This window comes from Rhizobium sp. SG570, from assembly GCF_012275345.1.
In the GTDB taxonomy this organism is placed as follows: Bacteria; Pseudomonadota; Alphaproteobacteria; order Rhizobiales; family Rhizobiaceae; genus Rhizobium; species Rhizobium lusitanum.
Map to the genome: position 1 here is coordinate 133,972 of NZ_JAAZQI010000008.1, position 20,189 is coordinate 154,160.

The window sequence follows — 20,189 nt, forward strand, 5'->3', positions numbered from 1 at the left end:
GAAGGGCAATATACACGGACAGATTTTGCGGCCAAGCAGAAGTTACCGCTTGAGCGTGAAATGTGTCCCAACCGTCGATGCGCTTCCAAAGGTTGCCCCTGGATTTGAACTCGGCCAGATCGTATTGCCAGAGCGTGCAGATGGTAATTCAATTTTCACACCATCAATGTGTTTGGTCAGATTACGGCGAGCCACTCGATCTCGCCGACTGACGTGAGGCCGTGGCGTCGCGATGCACCCGTTTGTGGCGTTGGCGGCTCCCAACTCGCAACCCGCCTTCTCTCGAAAGTTTGCGAAGAAACATTTGCGCGTTAGTTGTTCGCGTTGGCACGGAATGCTATCTGAAGGTTGCGTCAATCTTCTTGATTTTCGGTATCCCTCGATGAAAAAAGTCCCCTCGGGTTTCCAGCTCACTGCTTCCGATTTGGTCGGGCATTTGAACTGCGCGAGACTTACCGCGCTCGATATAAAGGTCGCTTCCGGCGAATTGGCGAAACCGCACGTCTGGGACCCGATGCTCGAAATTCTTCGGGAACGAGGCTTCCGCCATGAGCAGGAATTCGTGGACCACCTAAAGAGTACCGGTCTGTCCTGCCAGTCGATCGAGGGTGTCGACATAAGTGATGCCAATGTCGCCGCCACGGTCGAGGCAATGAAGGCTGGCATCGATGTAATCATCCAAGGAGCGCTCCGCCACGGTTATTGGGCGGGTCGAGCCGACATTTTGCGGCGCGTTGCGAAGCCAGGCGGGTTCAGCGAGTGGTCATACGAGGTTATCGACACGAAGCTCGCGAGGGAAACCAAGGGCGGAACAGTACTTCAGCTATGCCTTTATTCAGATCTGCTCGCGGAGACCCAGGGCTGCCAGCCTGACTATGCCTACGTTGTCGCTCCCTGGTCTGACTTCGAACCCGAGCGCTTCAGAATGGCGGACTATCTGGCCTATTTTCGGAGGTCGAAAGCGGCGATGGAACTGGCGATCCGGTCCGATCCGGCGTCAGAGCCGTATCCCGATCCCAATATCCATTGCGACATCTGTCGGTGGTCCGAGGGATGCGACAAGCGCCGCCGCGACGATGATCATCTCTCCTTCGTTGCCGGGATAACCGGAAACCAAATCGTCGAACTCGGCGAACACGGCATCAGCACATTGCAGGCGCTCGCTGAAACGCCTTTGCCAATGCCTTGGAAACCTCAGAGGGGATCGGTCCAGTCTTTCGAAAAGGTACGGGAGCAAGCCAGACTTCAGGCCGAGGCTCGAACGGAAGGAGGTATCCCGAAGTATGAGCTTTTACCAGTGCAATCGGAGTTCGGCCTGTGCGCCCTCCCGGTCCCCGATCCAGGCGATATTTTCTTCGATCTCGAGGGCGATCCCTTCGTAGGCGAACATGGTCTGGAATTCCTGTTCGGGTATCACTATCGGAACAGAGACGGTAGCTCGTCATACGTTGGCGACTGGGCCTTCGACCGCACTTCGGAAAGGGCAGCGTTCGAGCGCTTCGTTGACTTCGTGATGGAGCGGAGAGCGGAATACCCTCGCCTCCACATCTATCATTTCGCTCCCTACGAGCCTGCCGCTCTCAAACGGCTCATGGGACGCTATGCGTCGCGCGAAGACCAGATCGACGTATTGCTCAGAGGCCTCGTTTTTATCGACCTCTACTCAGTAGTCAGGAATGCGCTCCGCGCAAGCGTGGAAAGCTATTCGATCAAGCGCCTAGAGCAGTTTTACGACTATACCAGGCAAGTCGAGCTCAGAGCCGCAAATTTGGCGCTCTCCGCTTTTCACGCGGGCCTCGAGCTTAACGATGTGGCGTCAATTACCGAAGCCGATAAGGTAGTCGTCAAAGGTTACAACCAGGATGACTGCGTTTCGACGGAGGCCTTGCGAGATTGGCTTGAGGAGCGGCGGACCGAACTCGTCCAAAGAGGTCAGGATGTTCCCCGCCCAGCGCCGGGGCAGGACGCGCCCAGCGACGAAATTTCCGAGCAGCAAAAGCGAGTCAGCGAGCTAGTCGAACGGCTGACAGCTGGAATCCCGGTCGACCCCGAGAAACGGGACAACACTCAGCAAGGCCGGTGGCTTCTTGCGAATATCCTCGACTGGCATCGACGCGAGGAAAAAGCAGGTTGGTGGGAGAAATTCCGTCTCCAAGACCTAAGTGTCGAGGAGCTGATCGACGAGAAGTCGGCACTCTCCGGCTTGACTTTCATCGAGGCGGTACTGGGCAGCGGCAGAATACCAACGCATAGATATACCTTTCACGAGCAGGAAACCGATATCCTTCCCGGAAAATCACTTCATTTGCCCGGCGGGGGCAAATGGGGTTCCGTTGCAGCGATTTCTACCGCTGATCGGACGATCGACGTGAAGAAGATAGGAGCCACAGCCGAGACACACGCTGACGCTACCTTCGCCCACGACATGATTCAGGCCAAGGAGCAAGCTGCTTGCCTTTTGAGGATTGGCAGCCACGTCGCAGAAGTCGGTTTTGCCAAAGATGAGCGCTATAAGGCGGCACTCGACCTCCTCTCACTGACGCCAGCGGATCTTTGCGGCCAAATGATCCAGAACCATGGGGAAACGACGCTCGATGCGGCGACCCGCATAGCCCGGAACATGCAGAGCGGCGTCCTTCCTATCCAAGGTCCTCCGGGCACCGGAAAGTCCTTCACCGGGGCGCGGATGATCTGCCAGTTTGTCAAGGACGGGAAGAAGGTCGGCATAACCGCGAATAGCCACAAGGTGATCCGGAACCTAATCGACAAGGTCATCGAGGCGTCGAAGGAACTGAACATCCAGGTCAGATGCGTGCAGAAGCCCGAGAGCGGCAACAAGGAAGACGATACGGACGATCTGGTATTCGCCCGCGACAACAAGGACGTCTTCTCTGCCCTGGGATCGGGCGACTGTCACGTGGCTGGGGGCACCAGCTTTCTCTGGGCGCGCGAAGACGCGGAGGATGTTCTCGATGTGCTGTTCGTCGATGAGGCTGCGCAGATGTCGCTCGCCAACGTCCTTGCGGTTTCGCACGTCGCTAAGCGACTGATCTTACTCGGCGATCCGCAGCAACTCGATCAGCCTACTCAGGGAACCCATCCCGATGGAACGGGCGTTTCCGCGCTCCAGCATATTCTCGCGGGTAAACAGACGATCGGTTCCGACAAGGGTCTCTTCCTTGAAGAGACCTGGCGAATGCATCCCGATATCTGCGCATTCGATTCCGAGATGTTCTATGACTCAAAACTGCATTCCGTCCCAGGCTGCCGAATGCAGGTCATCGTATCGGACGACCGCATTTCGGGATCAGGTCTCCGCTACCTTTCCGTGCCACACGTCGGAAATAACAACGTTTCGGTAGAAGAGGCTTGCGCAATCAAGGAGCTGGTTGACCACATTCTCGATACCGAAACAAAGTGGATCGATCGCCACGGTGTCACTCGATCTGTCACATTGGAAGATATCCTCGTCATCACGCCATACAACGCACAGGTCCTGGAGATTCAGAAGGGGCTTCCGAATGCTCGTGTCGGAACGGTCGACAAATTCCAGGGGCAAGAGGCACCAATCGCTATCTACTCGATGGCGACTTCTTCGTCGGCCGAAGCTCCGCGAGGGATGGAATTCCTCTACAGCTCAAATCGACTGAATGTTGCTATATCTCGCGCAAAATGTATTGCGATACTTGTCGCGTCACCGCTTGTATTCGACACCGAATGTCGGACGCCCCGGCAGATGCAGCTGGCTAATGCCTTTTGTCGCTATGCGGAGTTGGCAAGCGAGGTTTGATGCAATTTAGGAAGCGCAAATCAACAGTCAGCGCCTGCTCGACGCCTTCAACACCGACCTGGTAGGATTGCTGCGCAACGAGCGCCTGAACCCTCCCCTCCTTGAGAGCCTTGATCTGACCAGGGCCGGCGTCGGATGTCGACTGAATTGAGAGCTCGGCAGTCCTGCTGCTACCCGCGTTATTTTGGTTTTCTGATTGCCGGAAACGAGTTTCAAAAAAAGTTTAATTCGAGACTTGTTAGCTGCAAATTCTCACGCCAGCATAGTCGTATCAAACAACTTCGGCCCGCCCGAAAGCAGGAAAACCAAATCGATATGAATGAATCAAGTGTTCGCGGATACGCGGAGGCATTGGACCTTTGCGCGCTCTACAATGGCGATTGCGCCGACATACTGCCGAGCCTTCCGAATTCCTCAGTTGATCTCGTTGTGACGAGTCCGCCCTACAATATCGGGAAAGCTTACGAGAAAAAGTCCGCTCTTGAGGACTACATCGACTTTCAAAGAACCGTTATCGAGGAGTGCGACCGACTGTTGTCTCCGAACGGCTCCATTTGCTGGCAGGTCGGAAACTGGGTTCACGCCGGCGAAATCGTGCCAATCGACAGTATTATCATTCCGCTCCTGCGTCGGCTCGGCATGAAGGTCAGGGGCCGCATCGTGTGGACGTTCGGTCACGGTATGCATTGTAGCCGTCGCTTTTCAGGACGCCATGAAACCATCGTGTGGGCGACGAAGTCGGACGATTACCACTTTGATCTGGATAGCGTCCGGGTACCACAGAAATACCCGAACAAGCGTCACTACAAAGGACCTAACAAGGGTGAACTCAGCGGTAATCCGCTCGGTAAAAACCCGGGTGATGTCTGGGACATCTCAAATGTCAAGAACCGCCATCCGGAGAAAACCGCGCACCCCTGTCAGTTCCCTGAGGAGCTCGTCGAACGTCTGGTGCTGTCTCTAACAAGGGAGGGGCAGACAGTTATGGACCCATTTGCTGGCTCGGGGACAGTCGGTGCAGTGTGCAATCGACTGAGACGTTCGTCCGTGCTCGTTGAGAGGGATCAGACCTATCTGGATATCATTCGGTCGCGCCTTCGCGGTCAAGACGCGGTGCAACGCGATCTCTTCAGTTCGCCGTCAGTGTTCGAGACGATGTTTCCAATAAGTTCCGTCAGCCTTGCGAAGATTTCGCGCCAATCGACGAGCGATCTGGTGCCGGCTTAAAAGGGCCACGGACGACATTGTTCAAGAGATTGTTCGCAAGCACGCCTCGGAAGTGTATAGAGGCATCCCGAACATCTCCGGATTGAGTGTCTGTACCGCGTCTGTTGACCGTACCGACCGATATACACCCGCTCAGCCCCCAACGCTGACTTCAAAACAGTCTGAATTTTAGCGAGAAGTGGACGACCCCCTCGCCATTGCTGATAGTCGCGCAAAACAGGTCCACCTTCCGGAGGAATTGAAGAGCTTCACGTGCCCCGTTCATCGGGCAAGCCATTTCGGGACAACGCAAACGGAAATGATCGAGGAGCGGACCTGACAACTCACCAGGTAGCCCGAATGATGCGACAAGCGTAGGATAAAGGTCGGACTTTTTTACGAGGCCTTGTTCTTCGAGTTTGAAGTAGCGTGCTGCATACTGATCTTGCGACAGAGCGTCACCGAACTGTCCGGCGACCAGTTCACAATACTGCAATGCCAAGAATTCAACTGCTGCTGCCCGCCGATCCAACAGTGTCTCGTCGAGGTCGAAGAGGACGGCCTTTATCATTTTGGTTCCCTGGAATTTGCATGCACTGGCTTCGCATACCCAAAACGGCAGACGACCGCCATCTTGGTTCGGCGTCGGCGAACCGGACATCATCAGTATGGTTCTAACACCTTTGGGTCGCGCAAGCGGTGCGGCAGCGTGGCCTTATGGAGATTGCGGTATCGCTTGAGATTGTTGGCAGATTCGATGGAAATCAACTCCCCGCCAACATCCATTAAGGCTCCATGCAGAAGGGGCGTATCCCAAAAGAACGGAACGTCGCCCCAAAAAAGCGTCAAAGGCCGCTCTTGCTCTTGCACTAAAGTTACCTCGCACAGCGTGCCAAAATGCCGAAATGCTCGCTTATGCCGGAAACGCTTTAGAGGTATCTCTTCGAAGTCCAGAATATTTTGCAGCTTGATGTCAAATTCTCCGAAGGATTCGCAACGATAAACCAAATCGATGTCGCTGTGCGTCGAGGGCTCGCGGAGACCTAGAATTTCCTCTGCCCAACCACCGAAGAGATCGCAGATAATGCCCGAGCGTCGGAGGTTCGCCGTAACGGCGGCGACTTTCTCTCGGGTATTCTCCATTGATCTCTCCGAAACTGAACGAATCACCCAAACCGATACCATATCATGAGGTGAGGCAATGGTTGCTGTTGGCGCTTTGCCGCTCAGGCTGAGGACAGCGTACTGCGGACATGTGGCCGTCCGTCAACAATCAGAGAAACAGTCGGTCGCCCGCTAGTAAAACCCGTTCGGAAGCATGTCACCGAGGTAATCTTCCTTGGATTTTCCGGACATTACTGTCGAAATCCATGCTCGCCGATACTGATCAAACGGCATTGCTTTTATCAGCGAGCCCTAGCCGATTCTTTTACGCTACGTTTAGGAAATCGCCTTAGACGTTTATCTGTCAAGAAAAACACAACCACGCTATGTCTCGAGGCGTAATGGACAGCAAAAGCAAGAACCTTCGGAAATTTTTCGCTGAGCCTAAAAATCAAACCACTCGAGAGAGAATTTTCTTCAATCGACTATCTTTCGATCTGAAAATCGCCGCGGCTCGCAACAAATACCACTTGCACCTCTACGAACCAGACGTCGATCGCGACGGGTTTGATATCGTCGTCGAAGACGGAGACAACACTCTGTGGTTCCAAACGAAAGCCGTTTTGTCGAGCGCCGGTACGTCTACATGGGAGGCATCAACAGGTCTGCTGCGGCCAAATCTCATGGCAGCTGAATCCTACGGTTTCGATCCTGTCGAGGCAGGTCGTGGCGGCGGCATCATTCTTATCGAGATCGATGACAGCAATACAGGTGGTCAGGTCACTTACAGTTACACAGACTTCGACATCATCGTGGCTATCTCTGAAGGCTTTCTGATTGAAAGACCCAGGAGAATACAAACTGGACGACCGCCGGCCGCCGCGCGACAGGTGGCGAATGAAGCAATTCAGGCGCTTCGTGTCGCAAAACGTGACGAGAAGGTCTCCATTCCCGAAAAGCTCTTTGTCAGATTGAAGTCGCCAGATGACTTGCTAGGCGTGATGGGTTTGCATACGCAAACCGGCTATGGATCATTCGCCCTACGAAAGGCCTACCGACGCGTCATAGTGGAAGACGGCGGAAATTGTTTCGCTGACACGCCGGTAGACGAGACCAGCCTCCTGCATTATCACATCGGACTACTGTTGGCCGCACAAGCGGATTCCTTGCCCGCGAACATAAACGGGTTCGATTGCTTCAACTGGACACGACCAACGTCGCACGGCAATATTCCGCCCGCGAATGGTCCGTAATTGGTACCATGGCATCGCGGCCCCTTCCCCGTTTACGCTTGAGAATGAACAGACCTTGCACCCCACCACGTGTCGAAATCAGGCAGTCCTGGCGTTATGCTTCCACTTGATGAATATTTGAAACTTTCCCCCCGCCGGGCCGCGAGCCGGCTGAGACGGCTCCAGAAACCACCCTATGATTTCGATGACGGGAACGATCGTTATTCTGATGCAGCAAGGTATTGGGGAGAACGGCTTAGCTTGCCGGACCTGTATGAAACCTACGATGACATCTTCCAGGGAAGGCATGCCGTTGTCCAAAAACAGCTATTCGATCTAGCAGGTTCAGGCAGTTCGGTCGATGACGCGTGCGTGCCTAAACTCCGAACATATCTTTCGGCTCTGAAGGAGAAATACCCAGTCATCGCGGAGATCAAGGTCAGCAATAAAGGGCAGGCTTGGGCGGTCGTGCTCGGTTGCGTGAGTAAATACTCGCCTTCCGATGTAAGATATTTTTTAGGCGGAACATACAGCCGCGAGGCTTTTAAAGAACGACTGCGCTTACTTCGTGTCCAAGAATGTATTGGCCATTGTTTGGAATGGAGGGTTGGCCCCGAAAGCTTGGCGATGTTGGAGACCCATCTTTCACTCGAGCCGTTCCCCAACGAGATTGCAGGTTCCTAAACCGATCAAGAACCTTCAATTCCTACTCAATCGGCAACATCGAACCAACTTTGCCCGGACATCGCGAACTTTCCACGATCACCTCATTGTTGGTGTCGAAGGAAAGTGTTTGAGTTTCAGACGCGCGCAAGCGTTAGTGCACCCAGAAGAACCTTAACCACCGAATTAATACTGATTTTGTATTCAGCCCGAACTTGGTATTCGATAATCGCGAAGGTTAGTGTATGAAATGCTAGTTATAAGCGCATTTCAATAGCATTTGATCTCAACCTTTGGAAAAAAGGCGGCCGACCATGAGATCTGGGCGATTGACCTTTATTTTGTCCGCATTGCTGTCGTCTTGTTCTGTTCATCCGTTGCCAGAGGACTACACGGGTGTAGACACCGTTGATATTTCCGACCACGTTCGGTGCTAAACTATTGCCGGAGTGGAAGACACCCTGAGGGTGTATCTCTCAAGCCGGACCGTCCCCGAAACGAAGCGCATATGGGCACAGTATGCGGCCAGCCCGACGGGCGTGGAACAAATTAACCCGGCCCAATTTCCCGGTGAAGTCGGCACGCTCCTCTCTATTTTTTGGCGTACTGGCGTCGCTTACAATTTTACGCTCGACATGACCGAAATCAATAATATCGACACGACAACCGCGTTTCTGAGCCCTCTTCGTCGTGTCGGGTGGGACTTGGGTATCAAGGCCAACCTCGATCGCACTCGGGCAAACGAACGTACATTTACCATCACCACCAATTTCGCTGACTTGATCAAAGAAGGCCAAGCAAGCTGCCCCAGGCGCACTTGCTGGACGAGATCGAGATCACGCATTTCAGAAATCGGATCGATGACATCCTTCGGAATGGGCAACCGACCAGGTGGCAGCGTCAGTTCCTCTACGACGTCCAGCAGAAACTCGTCCGCTATGGGGCCTGGACACGCCTCACCGAGAAACAACTGTCGATCCTGAGACGGCTGACCCAGCCCTCGGGCGCTTCCGTCGTCCAGCTTGCGGACAGGCGTTCGGCCTCACCCGTTTCGACCCCACGGAATTTGCCGCGGAGAACCTACGGCAATCGACGCCTGCAGGTAAAGATAGCCGTTTTTCTCGTCGCCTTGATGGCGGTCCTGGCCAGCCGCTTCCTTCACGGAGACCCGAGTTCTCTTTGGACTTCATCGACTTCGGAGACCGTTGCGACGCCGACGGCCTCCGGATTCACCACACAGAACTTTTCAATCATCGACGGGGATACCATTCGCATGGGCGACGGCACCCGTGTACGCTTGGTCGGCCTTAACGCGCCCGAGGTATTCCATCCCCGATGCGCGAGCGAGGCTGCGCTCGGAAACAAGGCCACCGAACGGGTAAGGCAGCTCGTCGCGTCCGGTTCACCTAAGGTGACCAAGGTTGCATGCTCCTGTAAACCCGGGACGGAAGGTACGGATAAGTGCAACTACCGACGAAGCTGCGGCATCCTAAAGGTTGATGGAAAGGATGTCGGCCAGACTTTGATGGCGGAAGGACTGGCAGTGTCATTCGTATGCGGCCGGAACGGTTGTCCCCCTACTCCGAGCCCATGGTGCGGCTAATACTCCCTGGGAAATTTCTCATCCCTCGGCTCTCTCATGAAGCCTCTTGACCGGATCGTGGCCGCAGAGAAAAATGCTTTGCATATTGTTCCGATCCGCAGAGGTCGGAACGGAGCGCTGTTCGATTCTAGCAACCAATGACGTCTGAAAAACAAACCGATCTGGTGACCACCCTTTGGGGAATAGGGGAAGCGTTTAACCAGTTCTGGAAAGCAGCCGATGGTTGGCTGAAGAAACCGGAGGTCCAAGCGGCGTTTAAGAGGCTGGTCGAGCTGCCCACCGCGATTGACCATAGGATCAAGACGCAACGCATGCTTCTTCGACGCGGTATTCTTCCCTCGGACCCGGTACTTGCCTTACACACGGAACAAGGAGCGCTAACCGCTGCTCTGGTCGCGCGGGACTATGCTGCCAAGCTGGACAGCAAAGGTCATTCCGATGACGCAAGGATATTTCGGGAAATCATGCCGCTGGCAGAGTTGGGCAACGCTACTCACACACTCCGGGTGATCTATCCAGAAATAGAGGCGGTCGCTCGTCGGTACATGTACGAAACCGGGGTGACAGACGGGATAACCAGCCTGGTGGAGATGAGATTCGCTATAGGAGACCTCCAGAACGACTCGTTAGGGGTTACTGCCGAACTCCTTGCGACCGAGACCTTTATCTTCGTAAATCTGTTTGCCATCGACTATGCCTATAGGGCCTCATATGACACGAGCAAACGCGGTCGAAGGGCGTTTGCGAAAGTCGCCAACCGTCACCAGGTCTGCCACGGCATCTCTTCCGACTTCGACGAGATGCACGTGATCAACGCCCTGACATTGCTGTACATCTCCGTGGTTGTCGGCCAGTTCATGGTGAAGGAAGGGAAGCGGTTTGCAAAGGAAAACCAGAAGTTCATTCAAACGCTCAGCCAACAACGGAGCGATATCAAGGAGGCCAATCGGGAGATGCTGTCGCTAATCCTGTCCCTTCGAGCAGAGGGTCTCGACCCCAAGGCAGACGTCTAGCTAGGTCGGACCAGAGCCGCGACGAAGACGACAGCTCTTCGCTATGCGTATGAAGCCAACAGACGTCGACGAGCCAAATCGTTCAACTGCCACCTCACACGGTACTGGCGACATCCATAGACGCTGGTCGTTTTAAGCAGGTTAAGACGATGGATCAAATGTCGGAAGCAGCCCGCAAATTGCCGGATAGAAGTAAACGGTGCGCCAAGACGACTAAGAAGCCGCTCGATACGGCTGCCCGCCTGTCGCCCGTGTCGAGAAGTCTCTGCAGATGCTATGGAGGAAGAGTTTGTTGCCATATTGCCAGACGGGCGAGACATGGAATTGGTCGAAGACTTGATCCAACGACTTGGCGACGAGGCTGCAAGTTCCGTTCTGGAACAGATTTGGAATCGCCCGATCTTAAAGCGTGATGCACTCCATCGGCGTTCATGGGACGCTATTCTATGACAATGAACATCGACGGGACCATGTCCCGCCGTCGAAGCGCGAAATCGATTGGCATGTTGGGTCGGTCAATAAAGCCCAGCGAGCCTTATTTGCGAGACATCGGTAATCTGTGCACGCTGCCTGGCCCAGGCGGGCATTCCGGCTGCAGCGGCCGGGAACACCTGACGATTTCCTACCATGGCTGCAACCTGAGACGCTTCTCTGGTAGGAAAGAGTTCGAGATTTTTGGGCTTCGGCAAAGCCAATAGAGCCGGACGCTGCCATCGCCCCATCCACTGACTACTAGGTCCTGAACCCGCAAATGAAAACGTCCGCGATTGAGCGTGCCTCGCAGAACAGCGCATTACCAGACTAGCGCGACTGGTCCATCATTCGAGACGGCTGTTCGACAGGCTTCAAACAGGTCCTCTGCGCATTCGTTGAACATCGGTCGAGGGTCGTTCGGCTTGCTTTCTATCCAAACTCGCAGGGGGTCAATAAGTTTGGCCGCATCGCTCGCTATCTCAAGCGCCTCATCGATTCCTCGAACAACACTCTCGACTTCAGGTCCGGCTCCTTCCGAAATCTCAGCCAACACCGCCTCAAACGGCGTCCCGGATTTATCGCGTCCGACGAACGGTGGACAATGAATATTGATACCACCCATAACGGCTTTCCCCTTGCTCGGCGAAATGCTTAGCAGCTAACCATGATATCCACGATTTAGGGGCGAATGCCAGCGGGCAGCTCCCACAATATGCCGAACTTTAATTCACCTTCAGCATGAGCCGATATGATCCAACCGACTTGGGCTAAGGCGCAGTTTGGGCAATAGCCAGCAATGCATCTTTCACGCCAGCAAACGTCAGAGCCTTCACGTGTTCTCGACTATATATGAGCGCACCGTCGCCGATTTCGAATGCTCTGCGCGTGCCGACGCCTTGCCGGAGCTCCAAACGGCTCAGCTTCGCGCCAGTTGCCGGGTCAGAGAAACAGACACCGACAATCCCGGCCTGTATTACTTTCCGAATTGGATCATCCATATTGATTCATCCGTTTCTTAGCTCGTGTCGCGTGATAGCCGCTTTCAAGGCAGCATGTAATTCAATGATCACAAATCGATACGCCGGCTATGGGTGACGGTACCTACTACCAGTGTGTAGATCGCCACCGGCTCTTATACAGCGACTCTCGCGTGCTATGACTGTGGTGCCTCGAACCAAGAAAACCTGGCCACATTAAATGTCCACGATAAAATCGGGGTCGAACCCTGTCGCCTCGCCCGGATAGCCCCTCGGATTTGACACTATCCTCGTTGAGCCCACGGAGTAATCGTTTCGATGATGAAGATGTCCGTGCACCCATAACGTCGGCCCCGTCTCGCAAATCAGGTCTTCTAAATCCGAAGCGTAGCATGCCGCGAGCGGATCGTAGCGAAACCCGCCGTCAACCGAACGCGGCGACGGGGCGTGATGCGTCACGACAACGGCCCTCTGACCCGGGTGTTCACGGAGTTCACCTGCGATGAAGTTTCTCGTTTCGACGTGCTTCCGGTAAGCATCAAGCGGCTTGAACTTTTGATAGGGCATCTTTGAGAGTTTGATCTTCTTGTAGTCGTTCATCCCACTTCGGGCATATGACATCGCGACCTGTGGATCGCGACCGAATAGCTTGAAATCGGTCCACAACGTCCCCCCGACAAAGAGTACGCCCTTGATCTCCACTATATCGTTTTCCAGGAAATGCAGGTTCGGATGGCTATTGGCCTCCCCCACCTGACGGATGCTTTCGTGAATGGACGAATGATAGAATTCGTGGTTTCCCGCCACGAAAACCACCGGCACTTTTAGAGCGATATGTTGGGTCAGCCACCTTATGCTTGGGATAATGCCTTTCGATAAGACGTCGCCTGCGCATACCACGACATCAACGTCTTTCGGCGGATCGTTGTCAAAAGGCACCCCGAACTCGAGATGCAGGTCGGAGATCACCCATATTTTCACGGCAACACCATGAGTTCATGGGCAGATTGGGAGTCGCTTTTGCTTACGGCGTCTGCCCTACGCCTCTCATGCCATCGTAAGAAGTTCATGTTCATCGAAACCTTACCTACACGTTCGGTCCATGGAGAAACGGAAATTCCGGCAGATAACGAGCCGCGAATTCGCCCCTCATCGCGATCGCAAGCGGATCAAGCTGAAGAAACAAGGTGCGTTTGCATTCATCGGCGGAAAGCCATCCGTCTCTCAACCGCCATCGCTTTGCGAATAGTTCACTCAGAAGGCGTCGGCTGCACTCCTGCAAAAATGAGAGGGCCTCGTCTTTCGTCGTGTGTCGAGATGCGTACCGCTCTGCAAACTCCCCTAACTCCGCGGCCTCTATCGTGGGCATCGTCGCAATGTCTTTGATTTTTGCCGCGACATCCTCAGAAAGGCTTGTCAGCGCAGCATCGAGCGCCTCGATGAAACGATGGTCCTTGGCGAAATTCATGCCTGCTTCGTAAGGAGAGTCGCGCCAAAGGATGGTTTCAGCAGCCGGCGTCCAGCGGCAATCCAAGATCAGACCGAGAGCCTGGAAGGCTGAAAACGCCTTTCCCGCCAGAAAAGCAGGTGGGCATCCGTAGCCGGGGCGAATGTTCGGCCTTCGACGCCCTGTCGGCCCCTTTGCACTGCCCGTTTCCCAGAGCTTCCTGTATCGCAAGAGCCGCGATTGACTTGCCGCCCAGACCACGGCGGTGGCGATGTCGTCCCATCGCGGGAGGACTGCTGGCAATATCGGCATAGAGACGGGTATTGCACCACCATCAACGACAATTGCGTGTCCCAGCGCCTCCAAGGCTTGGCAAGCTAGCTGGTAAGCGGCGATATGAAGATGCTCCCAGTTTCCAGTTGGGGTTCGCGGCAGAATGGACAGAAAGAACTCAATTGCAGGGCCTACCCAATCTGTCGAGACTAGAGGGTTCTTGAGTATTCTCTTTTGGCCGACCGCGATCCGGCGTCCGATTGGGTGAAAGTCGACTTCGTCGAGCGGTTCTCCCATCGAACCGGGCAAGGACACTTTTGGTCTATTGCCCCTTGAAGGTGACCGTGGGGGCTTTGACATCAGATTCCCACCTTTCCTGCATTTGCGAGATAGAGCGTCGAAGCAACCATCGATGACGGCCGGCCGGCACGTCGTGACACAGACGGATTCCTTCACTGCTAGACCTCAATGACGAAGCCCCAATCGAACTGTCGGAAACACTCCTCCCGGGGATAGCCTCTTGGATTGGCGATCACTCGTGTATCGTTGATCATGTAGTCGACGAAGTGGTGGACGTGTCCATGGACCCAAAGGGCCGGACCGCCTGGGGACATCAAGCCTTCCAGATTGGATGCAAACGCCGTAGTGAGAAGATCGGTCTTATACTTTTCCTCGACGGACAGCATGCTGGGAGCATGGTGAGTTACGACCACGACCTTTTGATCCCGATATTTGGCGAGCATACCTTCCAGAAAACGGCGGCTTTCCTGATGTATTTTCAGGGTGTGTATAGGCCTGAAGCGATCCCGCGGTTCATCGCCAAAGGTGATCAACCGAAAGTCGTTCATCGCAGCGGCAGCATTTTCCATCCCCTTTTGTGACCAGGCGGGTCCGAACAAGTTGAAATCGGTCCACAGGGTCGCGCCTGCGAAAACGAAACCATCGATCTGCACGCACTTGTTTTCCAGGTAGTGGATGTTTCCAATCGCCTCGAAGCGGCTCGCCGCGGCGTGTCCTCCTATGAAGCTATCGTGATAGAACTCGTGGTTGCCGGCCACAAAGACGACCGGCATATGAGCTGCGATGCGGTCATCGAGCCATCGCAGGCTGGGAACGACCCCATGCGTGAAGATATCTCCGGCGACAACGCACACGTCGGCCTCCGGAATATGCAGGTCTGCAAGCCCTTTAAAGTCGAAATGGAGATCGGATAGAATCCATAGCTTCATGAGATTGCCTTCTCTGTTTGCGGCCGCCGGGTCTCCATTTTTTCCCACTGTTCACTCGACAGTGCTGCATCTACCATGACGACTTGCGTTGCCGACCATGGAAACTTCACCGCTTCGGTTCCGCTAATCGTTCTTCCAATGATGACTTCGCATACGTCTGCACCGATGCGTGTTAGAGGCGACTGGCTTCGCTCTGCCATCACATGCCTGCCTTCAGGTTTGTTTTTGCAAGGCTGACCGTAGAACGACGATTTCGGTGGATGATTTCTAGGACCTCGTCACCGCTCATCGCTCGTGCTTCCATCAGTCGCGTCACCATCTCGTCCAAGACATGACGTTGTTCCCGAATTATTGACCTCGCGCGCCCGAGCTCTTTCTCGAGGACTTTATGAACCTCCCTTCTGATATCGGGGTTATAGGTCCGCATACTCGCGAATTCCCTTTCATCAAGCTGCCCAACCATCAACGTGTGGCCCATGCCGAGCGCGCCTTCCAAGGCCGTGGCAAGATCGGTGGCTCGGTTGAGGTCAGAGTTACTGTTTCCAGCCGCACCATCTGCAAATGATCCGAACACCTCGATCTCGGCAGCGATACCGCCCAAGCATACTGCAATCCAGTTCTCGTAATGCGCCCTGGTCTTTCGTTGCGGTGTTGGCGGCTCGTATTCGACGGAGCCCATTTCCCGATATTCGCCGTCGATCCGATACGACGAGATTTTGATCCCAGCAACGTGACTGTATCCGACCTCGGAACCGATGATCGCGTGACCCACCTCATGAACAGCAACGGATCGGATGTAGCCGTCGGGGAGCGGTGCCAACGGGCGTAATTGACCAACAATATGTTGAGCTCCGAGGTCTTCGTATTGCCGTCGCGCTAGTCGCCGCGCCCGCCTGACCAACTGCTCTATGTCCGCACCGGATTGTTCCTCTGTTGCCAGATCGAACTGCTCGGCTTGATCAGGCTCGAGTACGATACCGCTATGAAATTTCAAAATGGACCTACGCGATTGGGCGTCGGGCAGCGTGACCTCAATATGTCGGTCAAGCCGGCCCGGACGCCGAATGGCCGGGTCCAGCCGATCTGGAAAATTGCAGGCTCCGACTACGACGACACCCACGCGTCGCTCGAAGCCATCCAGTTGCTCCAGGAAGCCGGTCATCACGGCCCTCAGGTAGAGTCCGTTGCGATCCCTTTCGGAACGGTCACCGAACGTATCAACCTCATCAACGAAAAGGATAGAGGGCGCTTTCGCCTTGGCCTCAGCGAATGAAGCTCTCATCGCTTTCAGGTGCTCGTCGAGCGCTCCGGCCTCCTGCCATCTGGAAACCGACCCAAATATGATCGGCACCTGACAGGTATTCGCCAATGCGCTTGCGAACATGGTCTTTCCGACGCCGGGCGGCCCCGAAATCAAGACTCCGCCGTCAACGTCGCCCCATGGGATGACACCCGCCTTATAGTCGGTCAGGTCCTTTGCGAGATCGTATCCCCAGTCGATGAGGCCGCCATACCCATGCATATCCGACAGCGTCGGGCCACCTGGCTCTGTAGGCTTGGTGGTCGCGTTCGCGGACGGCCCGGGCTCTCGAAGCCTCCGCAATAATTGCAGAGACTTCAACGGATCGCGTCGCTCCTGGAAAGCCTTGTAGAGACGCGGCCAAGGTTCCGAGATCAGAATCTCTATGTCTCTCTGGGTTACAGGAAGGCCAGCACGCCGGAGTGCGGCTTCCGCATGGCGATCGGAACGAGCGCACAATGGAAAAACGGCGTCCGATAGCAGTTGCTCATCTTCTTTTAGCTCGTAGTCAAATGACGCGAAAAAGATCGCCTTTCCGTTCTGGAGCGCCTCCATCTGATCGCGGAAAGACTTTCTTTCCACTCAAAGACATCCCAACCCACTTCGTCGGGCTTCCAGATTTCCCAAACGAAGTGGCGCGCTGCGTCGGCGTAGACGGGAAAATAGAAGTCTTCGTGCGCCTTTAGCGTGATGATGGAATTCAGCTTGGGCTTATTCCAGGCCCGCAATGTCGCCGCGATAGCGCAATAGGCCATGAATACTGGCATGGTGATAGCCGCACCGCGGGGATTAGTGGTTCGACGCCAAGGCACGCGGGTTCGCTTGCCGGATCGGTTGCTCGGCATTTGGTGTCTCCTAAAAGATGGAACTCGATACGGCTATCTATCCGGCGGTAATTCCCGCGCGCGATTTGCGCGCTGCTCCTGCATGATGGGTGGCACAGCGAGACTACATTGCGACGACCACAAAGGCTGAGGACGTGGCGTCTTCGTCACCGGCTGGAATTTCGAGGACGCAAACCTCCTTCAACTCGGTAGAGCGCGCCGCCCTTTTAAATCTGCGGCTGCGCTGGCGTGCCAAGGCGATACCAGCGAGAAAGGGTTCGCGCGATATGTCGTTCGTCATCGATATAAAAGAGTTCCGATGAAACCGACATTCTCCCGTCTGAAAGCTTTGGATGCCCCTGCACCATTCCAACGAGGCACGGAACATCTCTTCTGGCGGCTCTCCAGCGATCCAGGAATACGGGGATGTCGCAAGCGTTGGGATATGCTCCCGCTTCCAGATCGTCGACAAGGGACCTGAGCTTTTTAAGCAGGCGTTCGCGATCGCCACCAAGGTACACACCCTTCTCACTCATCGAATGCCTCCGTCTTCATAAAACATGATTCGGCGTCTTGAATAACCAACTCGTAACCGGAATGGAGCTTAATGTCCATCCAAAGAATCTTTTTGCGTCTTTAAAAGCGCTTTTTGACTCAATTTGACAACGCAAGAATTGAGCTGGTTTCTGCGTTCTATGAAGATGGTTGCAACTCCAGAGCAAATCGTTGCCGCGCGCGGATTGCTGCGCCTAAGTCAGAGCGAACTCGCCAAGTGCGCGGGTGTGTCGCGGACGTCGATTACGCGTATCGAAAAGGGTGACGATCCCAAAAACATTGCGTCACTCGCCAAGCTGCAAGCCGCCCTTGAAGAGAAAGGCATACTGTTTCTGCCAGAGACCGACATTGTCGGTGATGGAGTCCGCTTCTCGAAGCCTGAGGCTGAGAGACAGGTTTCTGTGGCTGGGTCCGACCGCGGAAGGGCTGCCGAAGAGACTGACAGCTAACCATCGCAGCACAAACGCCGGTCAGTCGGTCGGCTATGTTCTTTGCACGAAACCAGTGCGCAGATCCGGGTTATCGTTTCGAACTTCAGCCTGATGTAGCCAAACCGCATTCGGTCTTTCTAGCTTTGAAGGGAACATGCGCATGTCGTGGTCGCTTACTGCGACTGATCGTGGCTGACCATTTAACGGCCGTTTCGATGTCGATCTATTCCCCGCCCCTCTAATGCGAGGGATGTGGCTATGCGTAAAGCTTTGAAAACTCGCGACAAGGGAAAAAATTCTGATTCCGAAGGGCGGATTTCTTCCGAACGAAATGGGAGAAATTTTCCTGCCATAGTCCGCCCTCGAACGAAAGCCCGGCAAGACGCAATCGTTCAAGAATACTAATGACAGATATAAGATCTATTCGTTTGATTGATGAATAGGTCGGATTCATATTGTTGCTTGAGGATTGCGATCTTTTGAGCATCTAAAGCCGAAAGGAACCTAGAAATGACAACGATCACCTATAGACATACAGACAGGGCGCAGAGCCCGTTTCCATCGGGTGGCAGCCACATGCCTTTTTTCTCCAAGATCGCGGATCGCTGGCAGCAATGGCGTTCGCTACGCGAGCTTGAGTCCTTGTCCGATGATGTACGCAAGGACATGGGCTGGCCCGCCGCGAACGAAACCAACACTCCCAAGGCTATGCGATGATTGCGAATGATCGTAAAATCTGAAGGCGACACTCAACCCCAACGAGTGTCGCCTTTCGAACATTTGTGCATCTGGACGCGCATTCCAACTTAATCTTGATAATCAGCCCCATATATATTTGGTTGTTTCAGTAGATTGCTTGCACTCCTTCATCTGCTTTCTTCACAGCGGCATTTTTTGTAGCAAACGCAAATATTCCTTTGCGGCCGCGATTATCCATGCCAATGTCGCTAATAGACCATCGAGCCGACGTATTTGACGCAAGGAATACGCAATGGTCCTGGAGCATGGATTTTCACGATATGAGCAAGACTCCGATTAAGACGCGTTCCCTGGTTTTCTTCCTCGTTCCGCATTTCACCATGCTGCCGTTTTCCGCCGCGGTAGAGACATTGCGAATCGCCAACCGCATGCTGGGCTACCCCGCCTACACATGGCGTCTCGCCTCCACCGACGGCCAGAAGGTCTATTCCTCCAGCGGCATCGGCCTCGAGGTCAACTCAGCGCTCGCCGACGAACGCCGCTATCTCGGCGGCGAAAACCGCCCGAATATGGTGCTGGTCTGTTCCGGCATCTATGTCGAGGAGTTCAACAACAAGTCGGTCAACGCCTGGCTGCGCGAGACCTATAATCGCGGCGTGGCTGTCGGCAGTCTCTGTACGGGCGCACATGTGCTTGCCCAGGCGGGCCTGCTGAATGGCAAGCGCTGCGCCATCCACTGGGAAAACCTCCCCGGCTTCTCCGAGACCTTCCCACAGGCCGAAGTCTATGCCGATCTCTACGAGGTCGACAGCAACATCTATACCTGTGCCGGCGGCACGGCTTCGCTCGACATGATGCTGAACCTGATCGGCCAGGACTTCGGCGAGAACCTCGTCAATCGCGTCTGCGAGCAGCAATTGACCGATCGCGTCCGCAGCCCGCATGACCGCCAGCGCCTGCCGTTGCGTGCGCGCCTGGGCGTGCAGAATGCCAAGGTACTGTCGATCATCGAGCTGATGGAAAGCAACCTCGCCGAGCCGTTGTCGCTGCTGGAAATTGCCGATGATGCCGGCCTGTCGCGCCGCCAGATCGAACGCCTGTTCCGGCAGGAGATGGGTCGCTCGCCGGCCCGCTACTATCTCGAAATCCGGCTGGATCGCGCCCGGCACCTGCTCGTGCAATCCTCCATGCCAGTTGTCGAAGTGGCCGTCGCCTGCGGCTTCGTGTCCGCCTCGCATTTTTCCAAGTGTTATCGCGAACTCTACAACCGCTCGCCGCAGCAGGAGCGCGCCGAGCGCAAGCTGACCATGTCGACGAACCGCACCGGCATCGTCGTCTGAAAACAGCATCAACCAGCAGCGATTATCGA

General features: G+C 54.9%; 17 protein-coding genes. 9 read left to right on the forward strand and 8 right to left on the reverse strand.

The features are described from left to right. Positions 1-232 precede the first annotated feature (232 nt). Positions 233-3,790 carry a TM0106 family RecB-like putative nuclease gene (locus tag FHT28_RS17605; RefSeq protein ID WP_348644994.1) on the forward strand — a complete coding sequence of 1,186 codons (3,558 nt, stop codon included), beginning with the start codon at positions 233-235 and terminating at the stop codon, positions 3,788-3,790. 135 nt (positions 3,791-3,925) lie between these two features. After that, the gene (locus tag FHT28_RS17610) at positions 3,926-5,017 is read left to right on the forward strand and encodes a site-specific DNA-methyltransferase (protein ID WP_246704884.1); all 1,092 of its coding nucleotides are present in this window, start codon (positions 3,926-3,928) and stop codon (positions 5,015-5,017) included. A gap of 151 nt (positions 5,018-5,168) precedes the next feature. Here the strand turns inward: FHT28_RS17610 and FHT28_RS17615 are convergent, their stop codons facing one another. Then, positions 5,169-5,660, reverse strand: coding sequence for an HAD family hydrolase (locus tag FHT28_RS17615; RefSeq protein WP_168596905.1), 492 nt, complete (start codon positions 5,658-5,660; stop codon positions 5,169-5,171). Continuing rightward, on the reverse strand, positions 5,660-6,139 hold the full coding sequence (locus FHT28_RS17620; RefSeq protein WP_168596906.1) for a hypothetical protein: 480 nt from the start codon (positions 6,137-6,139) through the stop codon (positions 5,660-5,662). Before FHT28_RS17620 ends, FHT28_RS17615 begins: the two co-directional genes overlap by 1 nt. 362 nt (positions 6,140-6,501) lie before the next feature. On the opposite strand from FHT28_RS17620, the gene FHT28_RS17625 reads away from it, so the two are divergent. From FHT28_RS17625 to FHT28_RS17640, 4 genes are all read left to right on the forward strand, one after another. Beyond that, entirely contained in the window at positions 6,502-7,353 is an 852-nt protein-coding gene (locus FHT28_RS17625) for a hypothetical protein (protein WP_168596907.1), read from the forward strand. 96 nt (positions 7,354-7,449) lie between these two features. Then, on the forward strand, positions 7,450-8,016 hold the full coding sequence (locus FHT28_RS17630; RefSeq protein ID WP_168596908.1) for a hypothetical protein: 567 nt from the start codon (positions 7,450-7,452) through the stop codon (positions 8,014-8,016). 1,252 nt (positions 8,017-9,268) lie between these two features. After that, on the forward strand, positions 9,269-9,598 hold the full coding sequence (locus tag FHT28_RS36260) for a thermonuclease family protein (protein ID WP_246704890.1): 330 nt from the start codon (positions 9,269-9,271) through the stop codon (positions 9,596-9,598). Positions 9,599-9,735: 137 nt separating this feature from the next. Continuing rightward, the gene (locus tag FHT28_RS17640) at positions 9,736-10,611 is read left to right on the forward strand and encodes a hypothetical protein (protein ID WP_168596909.1); all 876 of its coding nucleotides are present in this window, start codon (positions 9,736-9,738) and stop codon (positions 10,609-10,611) included. A 793-nt stretch (positions 10,612-11,404) separates the two neighbouring features. Here the strand turns inward: FHT28_RS17640 and FHT28_RS17645 are convergent. From FHT28_RS17645 to FHT28_RS17670, 6 genes are all read right to left on the reverse strand, one after another. Further along, a complete protein-coding gene (locus FHT28_RS17645; RefSeq protein ID WP_168596910.1) occupies positions 11,405-11,707 on the reverse strand; it encodes a hypothetical protein in 303 nt (100 codons plus the stop codon). A 571-nt stretch (positions 11,708-12,278) separates the two neighbouring features. Further along, entirely contained in the window at positions 12,279-13,043 is a 765-nt protein-coding gene (locus FHT28_RS17650) for a metallophosphoesterase (RefSeq protein WP_168596911.1), read from the reverse strand. 106 nt (positions 13,044-13,149) lie between these two features. After that, positions 13,150-14,091 (reverse strand): hypothetical protein, encoded by a 942-nt coding sequence (locus FHT28_RS17655; protein WP_168596912.1) that lies wholly within the window; start codon positions 14,089-14,091, stop codon positions 13,150-13,152. Positions 14,092-14,240: 149 nt separating this feature from the next. Next, a complete protein-coding gene (locus FHT28_RS17660; RefSeq protein WP_168596999.1) occupies positions 14,241-15,011 on the reverse strand; it encodes a metallophosphoesterase in 771 nt (256 codons plus the stop codon). Between the two features lie 199 nt (positions 15,012-15,210). Continuing rightward, the gene (locus FHT28_RS17665) at positions 15,211-16,893 is read right to left on the reverse strand and encodes an AAA family ATPase (RefSeq protein ID WP_348644995.1); all 1,683 of its coding nucleotides are present in this window, start codon (positions 16,891-16,893) and stop codon (positions 15,211-15,213) included. A gap of 469 nt (positions 16,894-17,362) precedes the next feature. Then, entirely contained in the window at positions 17,363-17,671 is a 309-nt protein-coding gene (locus FHT28_RS17670) for a DUF6634 family protein (RefSeq protein ID WP_168596913.1), read from the reverse strand. A gap of 159 nt (positions 17,672-17,830) precedes the next feature. Between FHT28_RS17670 and FHT28_RS17675 the strand changes: the two genes are divergently transcribed. The 3 genes from FHT28_RS17675 to FHT28_RS17685 all read left to right on the forward strand — a co-directional run bounded on the left by FHT28_RS17675 (position 17,831) and on the right by FHT28_RS17685 (position 20,160). Then, the gene (locus FHT28_RS17675) at positions 17,831-18,139 is read left to right on the forward strand and encodes a helix-turn-helix domain-containing protein (RefSeq protein ID WP_246703090.1); all 309 of its coding nucleotides are present in this window, start codon (positions 17,831-17,833) and stop codon (positions 18,137-18,139) included. Between the two features lie 492 nt (positions 18,140-18,631). Continuing rightward, positions 18,632-18,838: a hypothetical protein gene (locus tag FHT28_RS17680; RefSeq protein ID WP_168596914.1), complete on the forward strand. Its 207-nt coding sequence runs from the start codon at positions 18,632-18,634 to the stop codon at positions 18,836-18,838. Between the two features lie 302 nt (positions 18,839-19,140). Beyond that, on the forward strand, positions 19,141-20,160 hold the full coding sequence (locus FHT28_RS17685) for a GlxA family transcriptional regulator (protein WP_348644881.1): 1,020 nt from the start codon (positions 19,141-19,143) through the stop codon (positions 20,158-20,160). Positions 20,161-20,189: the final 29 nt, after the last annotated feature.

Excerpts from the sequence above, each read along its gene's own strand:
- FHT28_RS17605 (WP_348644994.1), top strand. The coding sequence starts at position 233 with ATGCACCCGTTTGTGGCGTTGGCGGCTCCCAACTCGCAACCCGCCTTC.
- FHT28_RS17610 (WP_246704884.1), top strand. The coding sequence starts at position 3,926 with ATGTCGACTGAATTGAGAGCTCGGCAGTCCTGCTGCTACCCGCGTTAT.
- FHT28_RS17615 (WP_168596905.1), bottom strand. The coding sequence starts at position 5,660 with ATGATGTCCGGTTCGCCGACGCCGAACCAAGATGGCGGTCGTCTGCCG.
- FHT28_RS17620 (WP_168596906.1), bottom strand. The coding sequence starts at position 6,139 with ATGGAGAATACCCGAGAGAAAGTCGCCGCCGTTACGGCGAACCTCCGA.
- FHT28_RS17625 (WP_168596907.1), top strand. The coding sequence starts at position 6,502 with ATGGACAGCAAAAGCAAGAACCTTCGGAAATTTTTCGCTGAGCCTAAA.
- FHT28_RS17630 (WP_168596908.1), top strand. The coding sequence starts at position 7,450 with ATGCTTCCACTTGATGAATATTTGAAACTTTCCCCCCGCCGGGCCGCG.
- FHT28_RS36260 (WP_246704890.1), top strand. The coding sequence starts at position 9,269 with ATGGGCGACGGCACCCGTGTACGCTTGGTCGGCCTTAACGCGCCCGAG.
- FHT28_RS17640 (WP_168596909.1), top strand. The coding sequence starts at position 9,736 with ATGACGTCTGAAAAACAAACCGATCTGGTGACCACCCTTTGGGGAATA.
- FHT28_RS17645 (WP_168596910.1), bottom strand. The coding sequence starts at position 11,707 with ATGGGTGGTATCAATATTCATTGTCCACCGTTCGTCGGACGCGATAAA.
- FHT28_RS17660 (WP_168596999.1), bottom strand. The coding sequence starts at position 15,011 with ATGAAGCTATGGATTCTATCCGATCTCCATTTCGACTTTAAAGGGCTT.
- FHT28_RS17670 (WP_168596913.1), bottom strand. The coding sequence starts at position 17,671 with ATGAGTGAGAAGGGTGTGTACCTTGGTGGCGATCGCGAACGCCTGCTT.
- FHT28_RS17675 (WP_246703090.1), top strand. The coding sequence starts at position 17,831 with ATGAAGATGGTTGCAACTCCAGAGCAAATCGTTGCCGCGCGCGGATTG.
- FHT28_RS17680 (WP_168596914.1), top strand. The coding sequence starts at position 18,632 with ATGACAACGATCACCTATAGACATACAGACAGGGCGCAGAGCCCGTTT.
- FHT28_RS17685 (WP_348644881.1), top strand. The coding sequence starts at position 19,141 with ATGAGCAAGACTCCGATTAAGACGCGTTCCCTGGTTTTCTTCCTCGTT.